16 protein-coding genes and 1 pseudogene are annotated in these 17,485 nt (G+C 61.0%); 2 read left to right on the forward strand and 15 right to left on the reverse strand.

All coding sequences use genetic code 11. From position 1 onward, the window contains the following. Positions 1 to 11: 11 nt before the first annotated feature. The 13 genes from gspD to MRS74_RS06690 form a co-directional block, all read right to left on the reverse strand. Positions 12 to 2,171: a type II secretion system secretin GspD gene (gspD, locus tag MRS74_RS06630; protein ID WP_254579491.1), complete on the reverse strand. Its 2,160-nt coding sequence runs from the start codon at positions 2,169 to 2,171 to the stop codon at positions 12 to 14. Next, positions 2,168 to 2,851: a hypothetical protein gene (locus tag MRS74_RS06635; protein ID WP_254579492.1), complete on the reverse strand. Its 684-nt coding sequence runs from the start codon at positions 2,849 to 2,851 to the stop codon at positions 2,168 to 2,170. The genes gspD and MRS74_RS06635 overlap by 4 nt, the downstream gene beginning before the upstream one ends. After that, positions 2,848 to 3,450 carry a type II secretion system protein GspM gene (gene gspM / locus MRS74_RS06640; protein ID WP_254579493.1) on the reverse strand — a complete coding sequence of 201 codons (603 nt, stop codon included), beginning with the start codon at positions 3,448 to 3,450 and terminating at the stop codon, positions 2,848 to 2,850. Before gspM ends, MRS74_RS06635 begins: the two co-directional genes overlap by 4 nt. Next, on the reverse strand, positions 3,447 to 4,592 hold the full coding sequence (locus tag MRS74_RS06645; RefSeq protein WP_254579494.1) for a PilN domain-containing protein: 1,146 nt from the start codon (positions 4,590 to 4,592) through the stop codon (positions 3,447 to 3,449). Before MRS74_RS06645 ends, gspM begins: the two co-directional genes overlap by 4 nt. 80 nt (positions 4,593 to 4,672) lie before the next feature. Then, positions 4,673 to 5,302, reverse strand: a complete 630-nt coding sequence (locus MRS74_RS06650; RefSeq protein WP_254579495.1) for an REP-associated tyrosine transposase — start codon at positions 5,300 to 5,302, stop codon at positions 4,673 to 4,675. A 152-nt stretch (positions 5,303 to 5,454) separates the two neighbouring features. Beyond that, the gene (locus MRS74_RS06655; protein ID WP_254579496.1) at positions 5,455 to 6,396 is read right to left on the reverse strand and encodes a type II secretion system minor pseudopilin; all 942 of its coding nucleotides are present in this window, start codon (positions 6,394 to 6,396) and stop codon (positions 5,455 to 5,457) included. Further along, positions 6,374 to 7,105, reverse strand: a complete 732-nt coding sequence (locus tag MRS74_RS06660; RefSeq protein WP_254579497.1) for a prepilin-type N-terminal cleavage/methylation domain-containing protein — start codon at positions 7,103 to 7,105, stop codon at positions 6,374 to 6,376. Before MRS74_RS06660 ends, MRS74_RS06655 begins: the two co-directional genes overlap by 23 nt. Beyond that, the gene (locus MRS74_RS06665) at positions 7,102 to 7,521 is read right to left on the reverse strand and encodes a type IV pilus modification PilV family protein (RefSeq protein ID WP_254579498.1); all 420 of its coding nucleotides are present in this window, start codon (positions 7,519 to 7,521) and stop codon (positions 7,102 to 7,104) included. The genes MRS74_RS06660 and MRS74_RS06665 overlap by 4 nt, the downstream gene beginning before the upstream one ends. Further along, the gene (locus tag MRS74_RS06670) at positions 7,514 to 8,026 is read right to left on the reverse strand and encodes a GspH/FimT family protein (RefSeq protein WP_254579499.1); all 513 of its coding nucleotides are present in this window, start codon (positions 8,024 to 8,026) and stop codon (positions 7,514 to 7,516) included. The genes MRS74_RS06665 and MRS74_RS06670 overlap by 8 nt, the downstream gene beginning before the upstream one ends. A gap of 15 nt (positions 8,027 to 8,041) precedes the next feature. Then, positions 8,042 to 8,500, reverse strand: coding sequence for a type II secretion system major pseudopilin GspG (gene gspG / locus MRS74_RS06675; protein ID WP_254579618.1), 459 nt, complete (start codon positions 8,498 to 8,500; stop codon positions 8,042 to 8,044). Between the two features lie 39 nt (positions 8,501 to 8,539). Next, complete coding sequence (locus MRS74_RS06680) at positions 8,540 to 9,760, reverse strand: type II secretion system F family protein (RefSeq protein ID WP_254579500.1); 1,221 nt, start codon at positions 9,758 to 9,760, stop codon at positions 8,540 to 8,542. 3 nt (positions 9,761 to 9,763) lie between these two features. Then, positions 9,764 to 11,488 carry a type II secretion system ATPase GspE gene (gene gspE / locus MRS74_RS06685; protein ID WP_254579501.1) on the reverse strand — a complete coding sequence of 575 codons (1,725 nt, stop codon included), beginning with the start codon at positions 11,486 to 11,488 and terminating at the stop codon, positions 9,764 to 9,766. A 300-nt stretch (positions 11,489 to 11,788) separates the two neighbouring features. Then, positions 11,789 to 12,973 carry a GAK system CofD-like protein gene (locus tag MRS74_RS06690; protein WP_254579502.1) on the reverse strand — a complete coding sequence of 395 codons (1,185 nt, stop codon included), beginning with the start codon at positions 12,971 to 12,973 and terminating at the stop codon, positions 11,789 to 11,791. A gap of 316 nt (positions 12,974 to 13,289) precedes the next feature. Between MRS74_RS06690 and MRS74_RS06695 the strand changes: the two genes are divergently transcribed. Beyond that, positions 13,290 to 14,498 (forward strand): EAL domain-containing protein, encoded by a 1,209-nt coding sequence (locus tag MRS74_RS06695; protein ID WP_254579503.1) that lies wholly within the window; start codon positions 13,290 to 13,292, stop codon positions 14,496 to 14,498. 74 nt (positions 14,499 to 14,572) lie between these two features. Here the strand turns inward: MRS74_RS06695 and MRS74_RS06700 are convergent, their stop codons facing one another. Further along, positions 14,573 to 15,181 carry a hypothetical protein gene (locus tag MRS74_RS06700; RefSeq protein WP_254579625.1) on the reverse strand — a complete coding sequence of 203 codons (609 nt, stop codon included), beginning with the start codon at positions 15,179 to 15,181 and terminating at the stop codon, positions 14,573 to 14,575. 184 nt (positions 15,182 to 15,365) lie between these two features. Next, positions 15,366 to 15,468, reverse strand: a pseudogene (locus MRS74_RS06705) (transposase); the annotation flags it as partial. A gap of 250 nt (positions 15,469 to 15,718) precedes the next feature. On the opposite strand from MRS74_RS06705, the gene dauA reads away from it, so the two are divergent. Continuing rightward, complete coding sequence (gene dauA, locus MRS74_RS06710) at positions 15,719 to 17,443, forward strand: C4-dicarboxylic acid transporter DauA (RefSeq protein ID WP_254579504.1); 1,725 nt, start codon at positions 15,719 to 15,721, stop codon at positions 17,441 to 17,443. Positions 17,444 to 17,485: the final 42 nt, after the last annotated feature.

Below are 17,485 nucleotides of genomic sequence, written 5' to 3' on the forward strand. Positions count from 1 at the left end.
CCTCCTCCCGGTTAATAGGCGCGTTCGCCTCTATCCATGGGTCTGGAATTCAACTCAAGACCACGCAGCTTGTTGCGGTATTCGCGCGTGACCTCCCGCGCATCTGCCGTATCAGTGACAGCCGTGGGCGTAATCATGACCACCAGTTCGGTGCGCTGGGTGCTCTTGCCGCGGCTGCCGAAGGCCCAGCCCAGCAGTGGTACATGCCGCAGATAGGGGATGCCTTCTCCGCTGTAGGTGCGGTTTTCCTTGATCAGGCCGCCGAGCACCAGGGTTTCGCCGCTTTGCACGGCAACGCTGGTATTCACGCGGCGCTGAATAATGGTGGGCGAGTCAATACCCGAACTGGTGGTGCGATCAACATCGTTCACTTCCTGGGTGATATCCAGCACCACCATGCCACCGGCATTCACCCGCGGTGTCACTTCCAGCAGTACGCCGGTATCACGGTACTGAATTGTGCTGGTGGTATTCCCAAGGTCACTGCTGGTGTTGGTGGTGGATGAGGTCTGAATCGGCACCTGATCACCCACCTTGATCTCGGCGGTGTGGTTGTCCAGCACCATCAGGGTGGGCGAAGACACCACATTGAGGCGTGAATCCGTCGCCAGTACATTCAGCAAGGCCCGGGTGCTGGCGCCGCTGATCACTTCGTAGCTGCCGCTGCCGATCACATTGGCCGCCGAGGAAATCGGACTTTGCCCGACAGTACCGACTCCTCTGGTACCGTTGCCCAGATGGTTTTTGAAGAACCATTGCAGGCCGTATTGCAGTTCATCTTCCAGCGAGACCTCAACAATGGTGGCCTCAACCAGCACCTGCAGCGGCAGCACATCCAGCTTCTGTATGGCCTTGTACACCTTGTCGTAATCGCCGGGGGACGACATGATCAGCAGCGCGTTGTTTTCGTTGTCGGCGATAATGCTCACCTCACCCACATCGATGTTGGCGGGGCCTGCGCTGGCTTCAGCCCTTGTAACGGTTCCATCTGCATCGGCATCCGGCGCCGCGGCTGTGGCGGCGTCAGGCCTGCGGGCGGCATCCGCCTCGCGGGCCTGACGATTGCGCCGCTGACCATCAAACAGCTGCCCGAGCATATCGGCCATGTTTTCTGCCCGGCCGTTCTGCACGTAATAGACATACATGCCCAGCCCCTGAGCGCCTTCGCTGCGGTCCAGCCGGGTGATCCAGGTTTTGGCATCCGACAGATATTTGCGCTGTGCGGTAATCACCAGCAGCGCATTGAGCCGTTCGATAGGCATGAAACGCACCATGCCTGCCAGGGGCCCGTCGGCCGCATCGCCAAAGATGGCACCAAGCTCCGCCACCAGCACCTCGGCATCCACCGACTGCAGCCGGAACAGGCCCACCGACATGCCCTGCAGCTGATCCACATCGAAGGTTTTAATAGTGTCGCGCAGGCTCACCAGCTCGCCCTGAGTACCGCCCAGCACCAGCAGATTGCGCCGCTCATCGGCTTCCATCATGCCCTGGCGTGGCTTTAGCGGCTCCAGTATCTTGAGCATTTCCTGGGCGCCGATATAGCGCAGCGGCACCACCAGTATCTGGTAGCCACGATCCGCGCTCAGATTGCCCCGCAGGCTAATGGCGCCACCGTTAAGGCTGTCGATGGGCACCACTTCGTAAAAGCCGTTTCGATCGATTAGCGCCGCACCGTTCACCTGCAGCAGCTTTTCGAGCGTCGGCACCAGCGCATCGCGGCTGATCGGCCGGCTGGTCTGCATGTTGACCACGCCGCGCACCTGATCATCCAGAATGTAATTGGCCTGCAGGATATCCCCCAGAATGGTTTTCACCACCTCGCTGATCTCGGCACCCTGAAAGTTGAAGGTGATATCCCCCTCTGCCGGCGCCCCCTTGTCGTCACTGCCGATATCGAAAAACACGCCATTGCCGCCGTACAGCTCGGTGCGCGGTGCATCCTGGCCCTGTGGGACACCGGCCTCGGCGGCAAAACGCGTCGGTTCTGCCGAAGTATCCAGCACCTTGCGGCTCACCGCACTGGCCCCGCTGGGCCCGGCGGGGCCCTGGGCATCCGGATTGCGCCAGGGATTATCGAGCGCATCCGGATTCTGCATGTCTTGCAGGGCGCAGGCACTCAGTGCCAGGCAGGAGACCAGCAGCAGCGCGGTTTTGATGGCATTACTCATTGAGTAGTCTCCTTCACGGATTCGGCTTCCTGTTCCAGCTGGCGCGAGGCTTCACGGGTGCGGTCATCCAGCGGCGCGGCCTCGCTATCAGCACGGGCCGGCGTCGCCTGTTCGGGCACGGCCACCGGTGTGCTGTCTCTGGGTTCCAGCAGTTCCAGCGTCACCTGCTCGTCCCCCGAGCCCATGACGACCGTTTCCCGATTAATTTCTTCCAGCACCCAGTTGGCATCCAGTGGCATGCCGGTACCCAGCCGCAGACGGCGTTCGCCATTGCGCTCCTTGAACAGCGCACGCACCTCGTCACCCACCAGCACGATGCCGGTCAGTTTCCAGGTTTCCCGTAGTTCCTGGGCCGAGCCGCCGCTGGACTCGCCGGCCTGGGGCCTGCGACTCGAGGTAAACAGGGGGCGCTCCAGCATTTCGTCAAACTGACTGCGCGGCGGAAACGGCGGCAGTGCACCGGTGTCGCCTTCCAGCACCTCGGGCTCTGCCTGCCCGTTTTCCGCCTGGTCATTTTCAAGCGGCATGGATTCAGACGCATCGGCCTCTGACTGCTGAGGCTGCGGTACCGCAGTCGGCAGTGCCTTATCTGTCTCCTGCGCGGCCATCAGCGACGTCGATACCAGCAGTACCAACAGTGCCAGGGCCAGAGCATTAAGGTAACTGCGCCACATGATCATGGTGTTTTTTCCCGCGCTGCAAAGCCAGTCAGGTCAAAGCGAATATCCAGTGCCGGCACGGCCTGTACTTCAACCCGGCGGTTATTTCTGCGTGCCACCCGGCTTTGTCGGCGCGGATTGGCCAGTATGGTGATGTTCTCGGCGAACAGCGCCGGCTTGCCGGATTCCAGGCTATAAAACAGGTTGACCAGATCATCGAGCTCGCCGCGCATGTGAACCTGAATGGCGATAGTTTGCAAAGGCCCCGCCTCGCCCGATGTCAGAATCTGGGTACTGATAACCTGGCCGCCACCACGGCCGACCTGGCTGTGCAGATACTGCTGCAAATGCGCCGCCGCCAGCGCCGGCTTGTTCTGTGGCAGATAAAGGTCGGTGACCGGTTCCGTCGCCCGCAAGGTTGCCAGGCGCGCCTCGTCATCGGCGAGCCCCGCCGCCAGACGCTGATAGATCGACAGCTGATTTTCCAGCGACTCGATGCGCTCACCGTAGCTCAAATAACTGCCCAGCACCGGTTTGACAAGCAGGATCAAAAGCAGCGCCAGTATCAGCAGCAGCCCCACCGCCAGCAGGCGACTGCGTTGCGGGCTCAGGCGAGTCATAGCGCGGCCCCCGTTTCAGGCCCGGCTGGATTTGCGCCGGCACCGGTTTCCAGACGCGCCTCAATACTGAAGCGCTCGCGACGGCTGCGCGGATTGATGGTCACCGGGGAGGTGAAATCCACCGTCATGAACAACTCGGAACCTTCCAGCAACCCGATAAGCGATGAAGCACTGCCCGACTCGCCCTGAATTCGCAGAACCTGGCCATTCAGCTCAAAGCGACTCAGCCAGGTATTGTCCGGCAGCAGGCGCGTCAGCTCATCAAGGATAAGCAATGCCGGCACCTGAGCCGCCTTTTTACGCCCCAGAAATTGCCGCCCATCGACCAGCGTATCGATTTCTGCGCGCACCTGCTGAGCACGCTGTGCCTGGCTGCGGGGCTGCTCCAGCGCAGCCTCGAGGCGGGCCACCCGCTCCGAGCGCTCATACAACGGAAAGCCCGCCAGCAGCGCCAGCAAAACAACCGACACCAGAATACGATTACGCAGTGAACGCTGACGCTGCTGACCGGCGCTGGAGCGCTGCTGCCTGGGCAGCAGGTTAAGGGTCTGGCTTTCCAATGCGCTGGGCGTAACGACATCAAGGGGGAAGACTGCGGTGGGTAGGATGCCAAAGTTTTGCAGCTGCTGCAGCAGCCTATCCAGGCGGCTACGCGGCAACAGATACAGATCCACCAGGATGCGCTGATTCGCGCTGTCGCGCCGAGCGACCCGGTAACCGTAGTAAACCTCATCGGCGCTAAAGGGCGTGTGGCGATCCATCTCGAATCCCAGCACCGACTCAAGGCGCGATTCGGTCACCGCCGGCAGGGTCAACACCTTGTGCAAGATGCTGCGGGTATCCAGCTGCAGCAGGGTATGCCCGGCATCGCTCGCCATCTGCATCAGTTGCTGTCGCAGTTGCGGCGCAGGGGCAGCATCCAGCGGCACGCGATAGACTTCTTCGTCATTATCCAGCACCACCAGCTGCGGATTGTCCGGCTGCTCGATACGCAGCACCAGTGCCGTAACACTGAAACGCCGGCGCCAGCTGGCCGGCAGCAGCCCACGCAGCTCGGCGCTCCACCAATACCAAAAACCGGACAGAGGCTGAAAAAGCCCCTCTTGCCAACGCTGAAATCGGCTACCGGTTGTATCGATCACCGATACCTCCTTATTACTAAAATAATTATTTGTTGAGCCTAGTTCATATTAGGCGTAGAGGCCCGCTCGGTGGGCGATATTTAGAAGACTCCTTTTCGCCCTCTGCATCGAGAGATTCGCCCGGAGACCGGGCTCCCACAGCAATGCTCCGCCACAACTTTTGTCCCCTGTAGGAGCCCACTCTGTGGGCGAATGCTCGCTACATCGCAAGATTCGCCCGGGGACCGGGCTCCCACAAGTTTACAGCCCCAGTACAACCAATACTCAAACCATACCGCATCCCAAAAGCTGTACTCGCGCACCGAACGAACCAAGCCCGCGCGCACCGGATTCGCCACTACGTATCGTGCCATTGCTGCCAGGTCCTCCTCCCGACGCATTTGCCTGTCGTAAAAGCCTCGTTGCCATATCGGTGCAGTCTCTCCCAACCGAATACGAATACGCCTCGTTGTCAGGTTTTTCACTAGTCGCACCGTCGCCGAAAGTTCTGCCTGCGGCTCCAGCTGCATCAGCCAGTGCAAATGGTCTGCCATGACAACAAAACAAAGCGTCGAGGCTGACGGCTCGACATCTCGTAGCGCATTCACCACCTCACGTGCCGAAAGGAATTCAGCAAAGACCTCACGCCGCTGCCAGCAGACCGCTGTGATGAGATAAACCTGCCCCGGTACCGAATAGCGCCCAATGCGTAATCGATCAGACTGTGCCATGGCGATCCTTGCCCTGGTAAATTAATTGATTCGCCCGGGGGGCTCCCACGATTTCGCTTTTCCCTGTGGGAGCCTACTCTGTGGGCGAATGCTCCCTGGTGCAGGGTTTTATATCAGCGCCATTCTCCCGGGGGGCTCCCACAAGGGGCTTTTTACATGCCGTCCTCTTCAAACAGCGGTTCCGTTTCGCGCTGTATTCGGCTCAGCCCCTGAGCCGAACGGCCGCGACGCTGAATCTGGGCACTGAAACGCGCCCGCACCACCGGGCCAACCTCGGCTTCGGCCAGCACAGTGTAGTTGGCGCCCTCGCGCCCAACTGATAGATAAGGCGACTCTGGCAACGGCGGTTCCGGCGCTTCGAGCCCATCGACGCGGTTGCGCCGCCGCTGCTCGATATACTGCTCCACCGTGCCCTCATCCGCACCGGGTAATGCCAGCAATGCCAGTCGCGGCGCGTACAGTGGATTGATGGCCGGCAGGCCATTGAAAACGGTCAGGCTGCCCTTGACGCGGCGGTAGATGTCCGCCGTCATGCCCAGCACCCGTTGCAGCTCCTCGACCCTTTCAAAGGCTGCATCCTTGGCCCCATACTCCCGGCCCGCGGCCAGATAGTCATCGTCCTCAGCACCGTTGAGGCGACGCAGGTCGTCATCGTCACGCCAATCCATAATCGCATCGGCCAATGCATCCGCCGTGGCATTATCCAGCTCTGCGGCAAGGAAGAGCCCGCCCAGCAATTCGACCGGAGCTGCATTCAGATCGATCTTGCCGCTCTCATCCTGCAGCGCCACCCGTACCGGGATATCATCCAGCAACAGCAGCTGGACACTGCCATCGGCCAGCCACCGTTCCTCTGGCGGCTGCTGCAAATTCCACAGCGCCCACTGCATGCCGGCCTCACTGGCATACTTGCCCTGAGTCGCCGCCACCAGGTTCTGCGCCAGCTGGGCATTGCTGCGACTGCCCTGGGACAGGTTGGCCGCCAGCAGCGACAGCAGCACCAGCACCCAGAGCACGGCGACCAGCGCCAGGCCCCGCTGATAACTGCCAGCCCAAACAGGTCCGGACTGGTTACAACAGGGTTTTGCCGCCATAGCGGTACTCCGTCGGTGACACCGTCAGCTGCGGCCAGAACGCGGTAACAGCCTCGCCCACCAGGCCATCGGCATCCTCAGGCAATACACGCAGACGCACCAGATAAGGTAATACTGATTGCTCCTGCCACTCCCGGCGCCACTCGGGCTGATCACTCTCATCGTAATAGAGATACTCCAGTTCAATCTCGGCGACGCCCTGTAACAACACTCTCTCTTCAGGTTCGCTAAGGGCAATCTGCCCGCCGTTGATACCCTCGCCGGTGGACTCAAGCGGGTTCCGCCAGTCGATCACCTCACCTTCGGTGTAGGCCCGCGTTGTCATGATCAACTGGCGGGGCTCGCCGTTATCCGGATCCTTCACCCGCAGCTGACACCAGTAAAGTTGCGCCAGGCCCCGGGGCGTTGGCAGTTCGGTAACGAAGGTCAGCTGCTGTTCGTCACCGTACATGGCAACCGACAGCCGCGTTTCGATATCCCGCACGCGCAAGGGCTGCGCCTGCTCCAGCAGACGACGCACAAAGCTCTGCACCAGATAGCTTTCGTGCGCCCGCTCCTGCTTCCGGATCACCCGTTCCCAGCTGCCTGTGGCGATGCGAAAGGCGCCAAACACCAGCATCGCCACCAGCCCGGTCAGCAGCAATGCGATCAGCAGCTCCACCAGCGTGAAACCCCGGTTTTGACGCCCGTACACTCTGGGGGCCTTCATTGCTCGTTGACCAGGCGCAGGGTGGTCAGGGTGAGCTCCTGATTGCCATCCCAGTGCACCGTCACATCGACTTTATAGGGCACCCAGAGGGACTCCAGCGCCGGATCTTGGTCAGGAAACTCAAAGCGTTCGACCTTCGAGGTCCAGTCGAAGCGATCATCGATACGCCCCTGATCGCGCCCGGAACGCAGCTCGTTCAGGCTCGAAAGTTCCGCCAGACGTGACTCGGCCAGCAACAGCGCCTGCTGCTGTGCACTGGCGCTGTCGGTGGTGCGCATGGTCAGAGAGAAAATCTGCAGAATGACACCCAGCGACAACGCCAGTACCACAAAGGCGACCAGCACTTCCAGCAGCGTAAAGCCGCCCTGGCTGCCAGCGCCCCGGCCACCGAATCGAGCGTTAAAGGAACTAGCCATGGGGTGCTGCCTCCACCGGGATCCCATCATCAATATGCACCCGGCCGGTCAGCCAGTCGACGTCGATCCGGTAGTGCCCGGACGGGCCGCTCAGCACCAGACTGCCGCCGCTTGAACTGCCATCGGGATAAAACCGTATGCTGGGTCCAGGCACCGAGGCGTCCAGGCTCAGTGGAGACAGAATTTCTGACCCCAGCGCCAGACTGCCGGTATCACTGAGGGTCAGTTCTATGCTGTCTGGCAGAACAACGGGAGCATCACTATGGCTCAGGCGCAGCGCGTGAACCTGCGCATCGAGCTCAATGGCGATCAGGCGGCTTTCCGCCATCGCCCGGCTGCGGGCATGGCGCAGCAGGGACGCCGTTTTCTGGGCCGTGCTTTTAAGCTCAACCCCAGGCACCACGGCGGCAAAGCGCGGCACCACCAGACTCAGCATCAGGGTGGCCAGCACCAGCACCACCAGCAGTTCCAGCAGCGTAAAACCGGCCTGGGCGGCGGCTTTCACGCAGGCACCCAGGCGTTATTCCCAGCTGCGCACATCCTGATTCTCCCCATCACCGCCATCGCGGTTATCAGCACCCAGAGAGTAAAGATCAAATTCGCCGTGCTGACCCGGAAAGACATAGACATAGTCATAGCCCCAGGGATCCTTGCGCACCACGGTTTTCTTCAGATAGGGGCCATTCCAGTTCGGCGCACTGGAGGGTTTCTGGATCAGCGCATCCAGCCCCTCGCTACCGGTGGGGTAACGGCCCACTTCAAGCCGGTACAGATCCAGTGCAGCCCCCAGTTCTTCGATCTGCAACGCCGCTGTTTTGGTTTTCGAGGTGCCCAGATGCTTCAGCACCTGCGGGCCGACCAGGCTCGCCAGTAACCCGAGGATCACCAGCACCACCAGCAGTTCAAGCAGCGTAAAACCCGCGACCCCACGCCGGGCGACGGCAGAGACAGTGGGGGACTTTGCTTGGATGACAATCATACTCACGATTAGCAGTCCTCAGATATCAAGTGGCAGGGGTCAGAGCGGCAACTCATTGATCGACATGATCGCAACCAGGATCGACAGGATAATACCAGCGATCATCAGCCCGAGCCCCACGATCAGTACGGGCTCCAGAATGGTCAGCATGCGCTGCAGGGCATTGGCCACCTCGCGATCATAGACATCCGCCACCTTGAGCAGCATGTCATCGAGTTGGCCTGTTTCCTCACCCACCTGGATCATCTGCAGCGCCAGGGTCGGAAACACGCCGGTGGCCTGCAGCGGCTCGGCAAGACGGCGGCCCTCCTTCAGGCTCACCGCGGCGGTATCAGCGCCCTGCACCATCATGCTGTTTGAAAGCGTTTCCCGTGCAATCTGCAGCGCCGTCAGCAAGGGCACGCCGCCGCGCACCAGGGTCCCCAGGCTGCGACTGAAACGGGCCGTATCCAGACGCTGCAGCAAGCTACCTGCCAGCGGCAGGCGCAACAGCCAGGCATCCCAGCGCAGACGCACCTGGGCATTCTGCAAGCGACGGCGAAACCAGAGCGCAAACAGGATCAGCAATAACAGCACCCAGGGCCCGCCATCGCGCACCAGCTCGGCCAGGCCGATCACGATCTGGGTCGACAGCGGCAGCGCCTTGCCCATATCATCGAACAATTGCTGAAACTGCGGGATCACATAGGTCAGAATCACCAGCAGCGAGAGCCCGGCCACGCACAGCAGGATCAGCGGATACAGCAGCGCCGACAGGGTCTTTTCGCGCAATTCGCGGCTGCGCTCAAGATAGAGCGCCAGGTCGCCCAGGCCATCCGCCAGATTGCCGGACATCTCGGCCGCATGCACCATGCTGATATAAAAGCGCGAGAAACGCCCCCCCTGCTCTTTCAGCACCACCGACAACGCCTGCCCCTTGCGCACCCCGTCCTGAATCCGCACCAGCAGCGCCAGCGACTGCTCGTCACCGGTAACGCGGCGCATGATATCCAGCGCCCGGTCCAGGGTGACGCCTGCACGCATCAGGGTCGCGAGATCCAGACTGAACTGCAGCACCTGGCGCTGTGACGACGCCCCCAGCGTCAGTTTCAACTGCAGCAGCGATGCAAAGCCTGTACCGCTGCCCGCCTCTTCCACCGAGATGGGGATCAGGCCGCCGCGCTGCAGCTGCTGCACCGCCAGGGTCTGATCGGCGGCTTCCAGCGCACCGCTACGCTCCTCGCCTTCTGCCGTAACCGCCCGGTACTGAAACTGCGGCATGACTCAGGACTCCTGGGTGACGCGAATCACTTCTTCGAGATTGGTCAGGCCCGCCAGCGCTTTCAGGCAGCCATCCTCGTACAGGGTGCGCATGCCGGCGGCCCGGGCGGCCTGCAGAATCCGCCCCGAATCCGCATGCTGCAGCGCCAGACGGCGCACTTCATCATTCATCATCAGCAGCTCATGGATCACCAGCCGGCCATGGAAACCTGTGCCCTGGCAGTGCTCGCACCCCCGGGCCCTGTACAGCCGCACCGGTCGGCCTCCATTCAGGGCCTCGAGTTTCAGCTCCCGGGTCACTTCAGCCAGGGGTTCGTAGGCCTCCTTGCAGTGCGTGCACAGCAATCGCACCAGACGCTGGCCGACAATTGCATTCAGGGTCGAGGTCAGCAGGTAGTCCTCTACGCCCATTTCCAGCAAGCGGGTCACGCTGCTGGCGGCATCGTTGGTGTGCAGCGTGGACAGCACCAGATGACCGGTAAGGGCCGACTGAATACAGATACGGGCGGTTTCCAGGTCGCGCATCTCGCCTACCATGATGACATCGGGGTCCTGCCGCACTATGGAACGCAGTGCGCTGGCGAAATTCAGACCAATGGACGATTTCACCTGGATCTGGTTAATACCCTCGAGCTGGTACTCCACCGGATCTTCCACCGTGATCAGCTTGCGTTCCGGCGTATTCAGGCGGTGCATGGCGGTATAGAGGGTGGTGGTTTTGCCGCTGCCGGTGGGGCCCGTCACCAGGATCATGCCGTTGGGAATTTTCAGCAGCTGCTCCAGGTCCCTGCGGATGTCCTCGGAAAACCCCAGCTCGACAAAATCCAGCGACACACTTTCGCGGTTCAGCAGACGCATCACCACGCTCTCCCCGTGCATGGTGGGGACAGTGGAGACACGCACATCCAGGTCCTGCCCCTGCACCCGCAGTTCTATGCGACCGTCCTGGGGCAGACGCCGCTCGGCGATATTCAGCCGCGCCATGATCTTGATACGTGAGATGACCGCCGGGGACATTTTTACCGGCGGCGCTTCGCCCTCCTTGAGCACTCCATCGATGCGAAAACGCACCTTGAGGCTGTTTTCGAAGGGTTCGATATGAATATCCGACGCCCGCGCCTCGACGGCCCGCTGAATAATCAGATTGACCAGCCGTATCACAGGGGCGCCGCTGGCCATGTCCATCAGCAGCTCGACACTTTCCTCGGCATCCTCGCTGGGGGCCACCTCGGACAGAATGCCCCCCATCTGGCTCTGGCCCTCACCGTGCAGCCGCTCCAGTGCCGCATCGATCTCGGATCCGACACCCACCACCACGCTAATGGGCGCATCCACCGCCAGTGCCACCGCATCCCGGGCAAATGTATCCTGCGGACAAACCATGGCCATCACCAGGGTGTCATCCTCCTCCCGGCGCAGCGGGATCAACTGCGACTCCTTCATAAAGCGGTACGACAGGCCAGCGTCCAGCACCGCAACCTCTGGATAGTCCGCCGCCTGCGCCAGCGGCAGGTGCAGCAATTCGGCCAGGCTGGCCGCCATATTGCGTTCGGACACCAGCCCGAGCTTCACCAGCAAGGCTGACAGTGGCGCCGCCTCCGGCTGACTGCCGCGCATGCGCTCGACTCTCAGCAAGTCAGCTTCCGACAAACGCCCGGCCCTGACCAGCGCCTGGCCCAGCGCACTGTCGTCCAGTTGCTCCATGGCCGACTCGGCTACAACGGGCATCGGACTTCTCCTCTTGGTGGCTGTGTTTTGCCGGGCTTGGCAGCTCGATTTAATAGCTCAACTATAGCCGAACTAAAACGTGACAAAGCCCGGCGGGCTCAATGGCGTGACGCTACAGGCTGTTGTAGGATTTCAGTTGTGCGTCAGCTACGGCGGCCCCTGAGGCCACTCGGCCTTGATGAGCTAGCGACAAAGGAGGACATTTAATCAAGCGCACTGTTGCCCATCACCGGGCTGCATCCCTATCCCTTGACTCTATTCCTTGATCCAACCGATGCCGGCATGTGCCCATCGGGCGATTCAGCTCAAGGACAGCAGCGCTTCGCTCAGCAGCTGCGCATCGGCCAGGGGTGCGCTCTGCGCCGACACCAGCGGCAGATCCAGCACCTGTACGCCCAGGGCCTGCAGCGCCGGGACATCAATACCACCGTTATAGTGCCCATTACGGCTGTCGATCAGCACATAGTTCAACAGTTGCGACACCGGCACCGGCGGCTCACAATCCTGGCACAGCATCGCCAGCAGGCGCCGCACGGACTCCGTCAGGCTGATGCCGTGCTGTTCCGGGTCAGTCCCCAGGCTCGGCACATAGACCTTGGGCGCTGCACTGGCGGCAATTGCGCGGCCGGCGCCGCGGGGCAGCAGGTTGGCCAGCACGCTGGTATAAAAACTGCCGGGCGGAAAACAGATCAGCTCGGCGGCGGCAATCATGCGCTGGCGGGACTCGGGCAGCACCGACTGCACCGGCTGCCATTCATCCTGCGAGTGACTCAGGCTCAGCTGCTCGATCACCGCATTCCTGGCCGCCAGATCCAGGCCCGTGATCAGATGTTCGCCTATCACCCGGGAGCCGTCGTCCAGATGCGCCACCAGATGGTAGTTGTCGTTGGTCACGGTATGCACTTCGCCCAGCACCTGGGCATGGCGGGCAAACTCGGCGATGGCTGCATCCAGATTCTTGGCATTGCGCAGATAGGTGCCCGCCAGCACCAGGTTGCCAATGCTGGCGCCACGCAGGTCAAAATCCTCGGCCATGGCCTCGCGGCAGGCTTGAAGCTGGATGCAGATCAGGTCCCGGGTCTGCTCATCGACAACCGCCGCCAGCGGATGCTCACCGGCGATAATGCTGTCCAGCTCCGCCCGCAGCTGCGGGGCACCGGCATTCTTGGACAGGCGGTGTGCAAACAACCGCACGCCTTCCGGATGCCCCGTCACCCGCTCGTCGGCCAGCGACATCAGCCGACTGCGCAAATCACCAATGGCCGGCATCGAAAACGCCTTGCGCAATATGGCCGAGCTGCCCCCCGAATCATAGGGGGTCACAAGGTGTGTCGAATTATGGGTATAGCGTTTCAGTGCCCGGCTGGTGCTATCGAGCGCGGAGCCGCCGGTAAAAAAAAGCAGCTCGGGCCCCCTCGCGGGCTCCAGCGCGTACCGTTCCAGACGGCCGGAATCCGGTATCCCCCGGGGTTGAACGGTATCCATGGCGACCTTGGCTTTGTTCCCTGAAAGCATTTTCAGTACGGACTCATTACGCTAAAAACAGCCGTCATTATTACCTATCCCCAGGCCCAGCCAAAGCGAAGATGTCATTTTTCCCGCCGCCGCCCAAAGCGCCTCGCGATCGCTGCCGCAACAGGATACGGCACGCACGCTGAGGCGCCGCAGCCTGGCCTGAACCGACCCAAAACGGTGCCATACTAACCAGTGGATGATGCCCTCAGGAACCACCTTGGTGCGATTACCGCTCACCTTGGCACAGTGATTGCCTAAACAGTGCACACAGTATTGAGAGGTCGTTATGAGTCAGACGGTATTTCCCTGGTTTCAGCCCATTATCGAGATCGCCAGTGGCAGGGTAGCCGGCTTCGAGGCTCTGGCGCGGCGCACCGGCCCCACAGGTCAGGTTGAGTCGGCCGCCGACATATTCAGCGACCCCGGCCGCTCGGCGCAGGAGCGGCTGGAGGTCGATCGCAGCGTGCGCCGCCAGGCGCTAAAACGCTTCAGCGCGCTTGCAGATACACAGTTTCTGAGCCTCAACCTGTCACCGGAATGGATCGACAGCCTTAATACCCTGGACGACCAACCCACCCTGACCATGATCAATGAGGCGGGGCTCTCGCCTACCCGGGTGGTACTGGAGATCACCGAACATAACGGCAATATCGACCTCATACGCCAGCGCGCGGAACACTATCGTAATGCCGGTGTACGCGTGGCATACGACGACTTCGGCACCGGTTTTCAACAGATCGACCGCCTGCTGGCCTTCACCCCCGACCTGATCAAGCTGGACCTGCGCATGTTCCATAGCGGTGCATGCGGCATCCATAAGGGTGCAATTCTGCAGATGGTCGGGCAGATGGGCACTCAGCTGGGCAGCAAGATCATTTGCGAAGGGGTTGAAACGGCAGATGATTTTTACCTGGCGCTGCATTGCAATGCGAGCTACGTGCAGGGCTACCTGTTTGAACCGGCGCTGCCCGACTTTATCGACACTAACGCCACCGTGGACAAGGTCAAGCGGTTGCTGAATCAACATCTGGATATGACCGTCGAGCATACGGCGCGCTGGCAATGGCAGGAAAAGAGCTTGCACAGCAGCCTGCTGGCGCTGCGCGACCTGCTCGTCACCGGCAAGGGCGCCAGCGCACTGAAGAACTATCATCCCGCGCCCAACCTGCAGCGCTTCTATATCTGTAACCGCAACGGCGATCAGACCTCGCCCAATTACTATTTTGACGATGGTACCTGGCAAGCCGATGCCAGCGTCATCGGCAACAACTGGAGCTGGCGGCCATACTTTTATCAGCTGATCGGGTCGACCGATTACCAGAGCCGCATCCTGCGCTCGACACCCTACCTCGATATCGGTAGCGGTCAGCGCTGCGTCACCCTGAGCCTGGCACTGGATGCCGGGCAGGTGCTGCTGGTTGACGTCAAGGTATCGGATCCGCTCAACGGCGCCTGCTACAGCGACCTGATGCCGCCCATGGCGGGCTCTGCCTGAATGGGATGCCACCCTGAATGTAATGCGCAGACCCGATGTGACGCGCAACTGAAGGCGACTCAGCGGCGATCGAATCAGCGCCCCTGCAGCAGCCCCGCGACTATGTAGGCCATCAGGTAAAGCAACAGGTACAGCAGCGGTAGCGACCACAGCAGAATAATGCGCAGCTCAAGGCGCAGATCCGCCTCCCGGAGGCGATGCACCAGAACGCGGGACAGCGAAAACGCCAGCAGCATCATGGGGATCAGCAGCAGCCAGAACAGCGACAGTTGCGCCTTCCAGTGCCAGGAGACCGACAGCAGATCCACCAGGTAACGCAGGGGGTTCAACAGCAGATCCGGCACCTGCCAGGTTGTCGTGCCGGTCATGGAACGCACCAGAGGTACGCACAGCAAGATCGCCAGCAGATGCAATAGCCAGACCGCCTTGCTGGCACGCAACGTCACCGGATGGCGCTCCACGGCCTCCAGCTGACGGGCCCAGCGACCATAGTGGTAATCGTTCAGTGTCAGCAGATGTGGCTGCAGCATCGGACAGGACGCCGTATTTTCCCGCACATACAGCAAGGCATCCTCGGCCGAAACGAAACGCTTGCAGTAACGCAGCCCAAAAAGGCGCTGTTCGCAACAGAACACATCAAGGCGCGGATCGTAACGAACAGGATTGGGAATGTCCCCTGCCATGCATTTCTCCCTGCGGGCAATAACATGCGTAAAGCTTCGCACTCATTGTAACAGCGTCTCGCACCCCGGGTGTTCGCCGCCTCCTGGCGACGCCCGATACAGTTAAGGTACGTCCGGCATCGCCGCAGGCTTAAGTTCTCGCCATTGACATTTCGCTGGCGACCTTTGAACTGCCTGGCGATGGCGATTGCACTTTTGCCCTTGAGGTAGCCAGCCACATTGGATACTGAGTACTTCGGCGGGATGCTGATACACATGTGGATATGATCCGGCATCAGGTGACCTTCAGGGGTATCTGCTCCGCCACCAGCCGCAGGGCCTTTTCGGCATCGCTCTGCCGGAATGCCGCCTGCAAAGGGTGCAGGATTGAAATGCGCTGCAGGAAAAGTGCAAGCCCGGCGGGGCTGCTGCATGGAATATGCTCCTGCCCAACCGCTAAATCACCCGTACCTATACTATCGCCGCGATTGTAGCGGACGGCTTATTCCCCTTACACTGTGTGTCTTTAACCTTTGCTATAAAAGGATGTGCCAGCATATGCCACATCGCGCTCACCTGTTCTCGCTGCGGATCTGCAACGCCCTGCGCGAAAGTTGTTTTGCAGAATCCTATTCAACACAACGTTTTTCCAAGGATGTCATTGCCGGTATCACCCTGGGCATCATCGCCATACCGCTGGCGATGGCACTGGCAATCGCCAGCGGCGTCGCCCCGCAATATGGCCTCTACTCAGCCATGGTGGCCGGCTTTTTCATCGCCCTGACCGGCGGCTCAAGGTACAGCATTTCGGGACCGACGGCCGCTTTCGTCGTGATCCTTTACCCGATCACCCAGCAGTTCGGTCTCAGTGGCCTGCTCGTCGCCACCCTGATGGCCGGACTGATCATGGTGGCACTGGCGCTGGCGCGCCTCGGACGCCTGATCGAGTACATTCCGGAACCGGTAACCCTGGGTTTCACCTCCGGTATTGCCATCGTTATCGCCACGCTGCAGATCAGGGATTTCTTCGGACTCGATCTTGATGTGTTGCCAGAGTCCTGGCTTGCCAAGGTTGAAACCCTGCTGTTGTCATTACCCCAGCTGGATCCTGCCAGTCTGCTGGTCGGGGCCTCGACCCTCGGCCTGATGATTCTCTGGCCCCGTCTGCGGTTACCCGTACCAGGACATCTGCCGGCGCTGGTGCTCGGCGTTGCGCTGTCATTGCTGCTCGGTGCCTTTGGCTTTGAGGTCGACACCATAGGTACGCGCTTCAGTTATCTGCTTGCCGACGGCACCAGTGGCCAGGGCATTCCACCGGTCCTGCCTTCGTTCGAATGGCCCTGGTTGCGACCGGGCCCTGCAGGAGCGCCACTTGAATGGTCCTTCGACGTCATACGGACACTGCTGCCGGCGGCCTTCACCATCGCCATGCTCGGCGCCATCGAATCACTGCTCTGTGCCGTGGTGCTGGATGGCATGACCGGCCGGCGCCATAACGCCAATTCCGAGTTACTGGGACAGGGTATCGGCAACCTGATCGCGCCGTTCTTTGGGGGTATTACCGCCACGGCGGCAATCGCACGCTCAGCGGCCAACTACCGAGCCGGGGCCCAGAGTCCTGTAGCTGCAATGATTCATGCACTGGTGGTCATGGCGACCCTGCTGGCCTTCGCCCCGCTGCTGTCCTGGCTACCGATGGCATCAATGGCCGCAATGTTGTTGATGGTGGCCTGGAACATGAGCGAGGCCCACAAAGTGGTGGCACTGATACGCAAGGCGCCGATGGGCGATATTCTGGTACTGGCGGTCTGCCTGTCCCTCACCGTGCTGTTCGATATGGTGATTGCGATCGGTACCGGCATCGTGCTGGCCTCGCTGCTGTTTGTACGTGACCTTGCCGCCATGACAAAGGTCAGCGAGATCAGCGGCAATCGCCGGCTGGTGCCGGAACCCTTGCCCCAGAACTGGTCACTGTACAAAATCAATGGCCCCCTGTTCTTCGCGGCCGCAGACCGGGTCTTTTCCGAACTGGAACTGCTGAGCCGCTATAACCGGGGGGTACTGCTGTATCTGGATGGCGTACCCATGCTGGATGCCGGCGGACTGGCGGCGCTGGAAAAATTTATCGCCAGCTGCCACTCGAGCAACATTGAATTGCTAATCGCCGATCTGCAGTTTCAGCCGCTTAAAGCCCTGGCCCGAGCGGGCATCCGCCCGATCGAGGGCCAGCTGAGTTTCAGCCCCACGCTGGTCGAAGCGCTGGAACTGGTGAGGAACAAGTGACGTGATAATCACCAATCCTGTGCGTCGATGAGCGCCTGAAGG

The organism is Marinobacterium sedimentorum, assembly GCF_024267675.1.
GTDB classification, from domain to species: domain Bacteria; phylum Pseudomonadota; class Gammaproteobacteria; order Pseudomonadales; family Balneatricaceae; genus Marinobacterium_A; species Marinobacterium_A sedimentorum.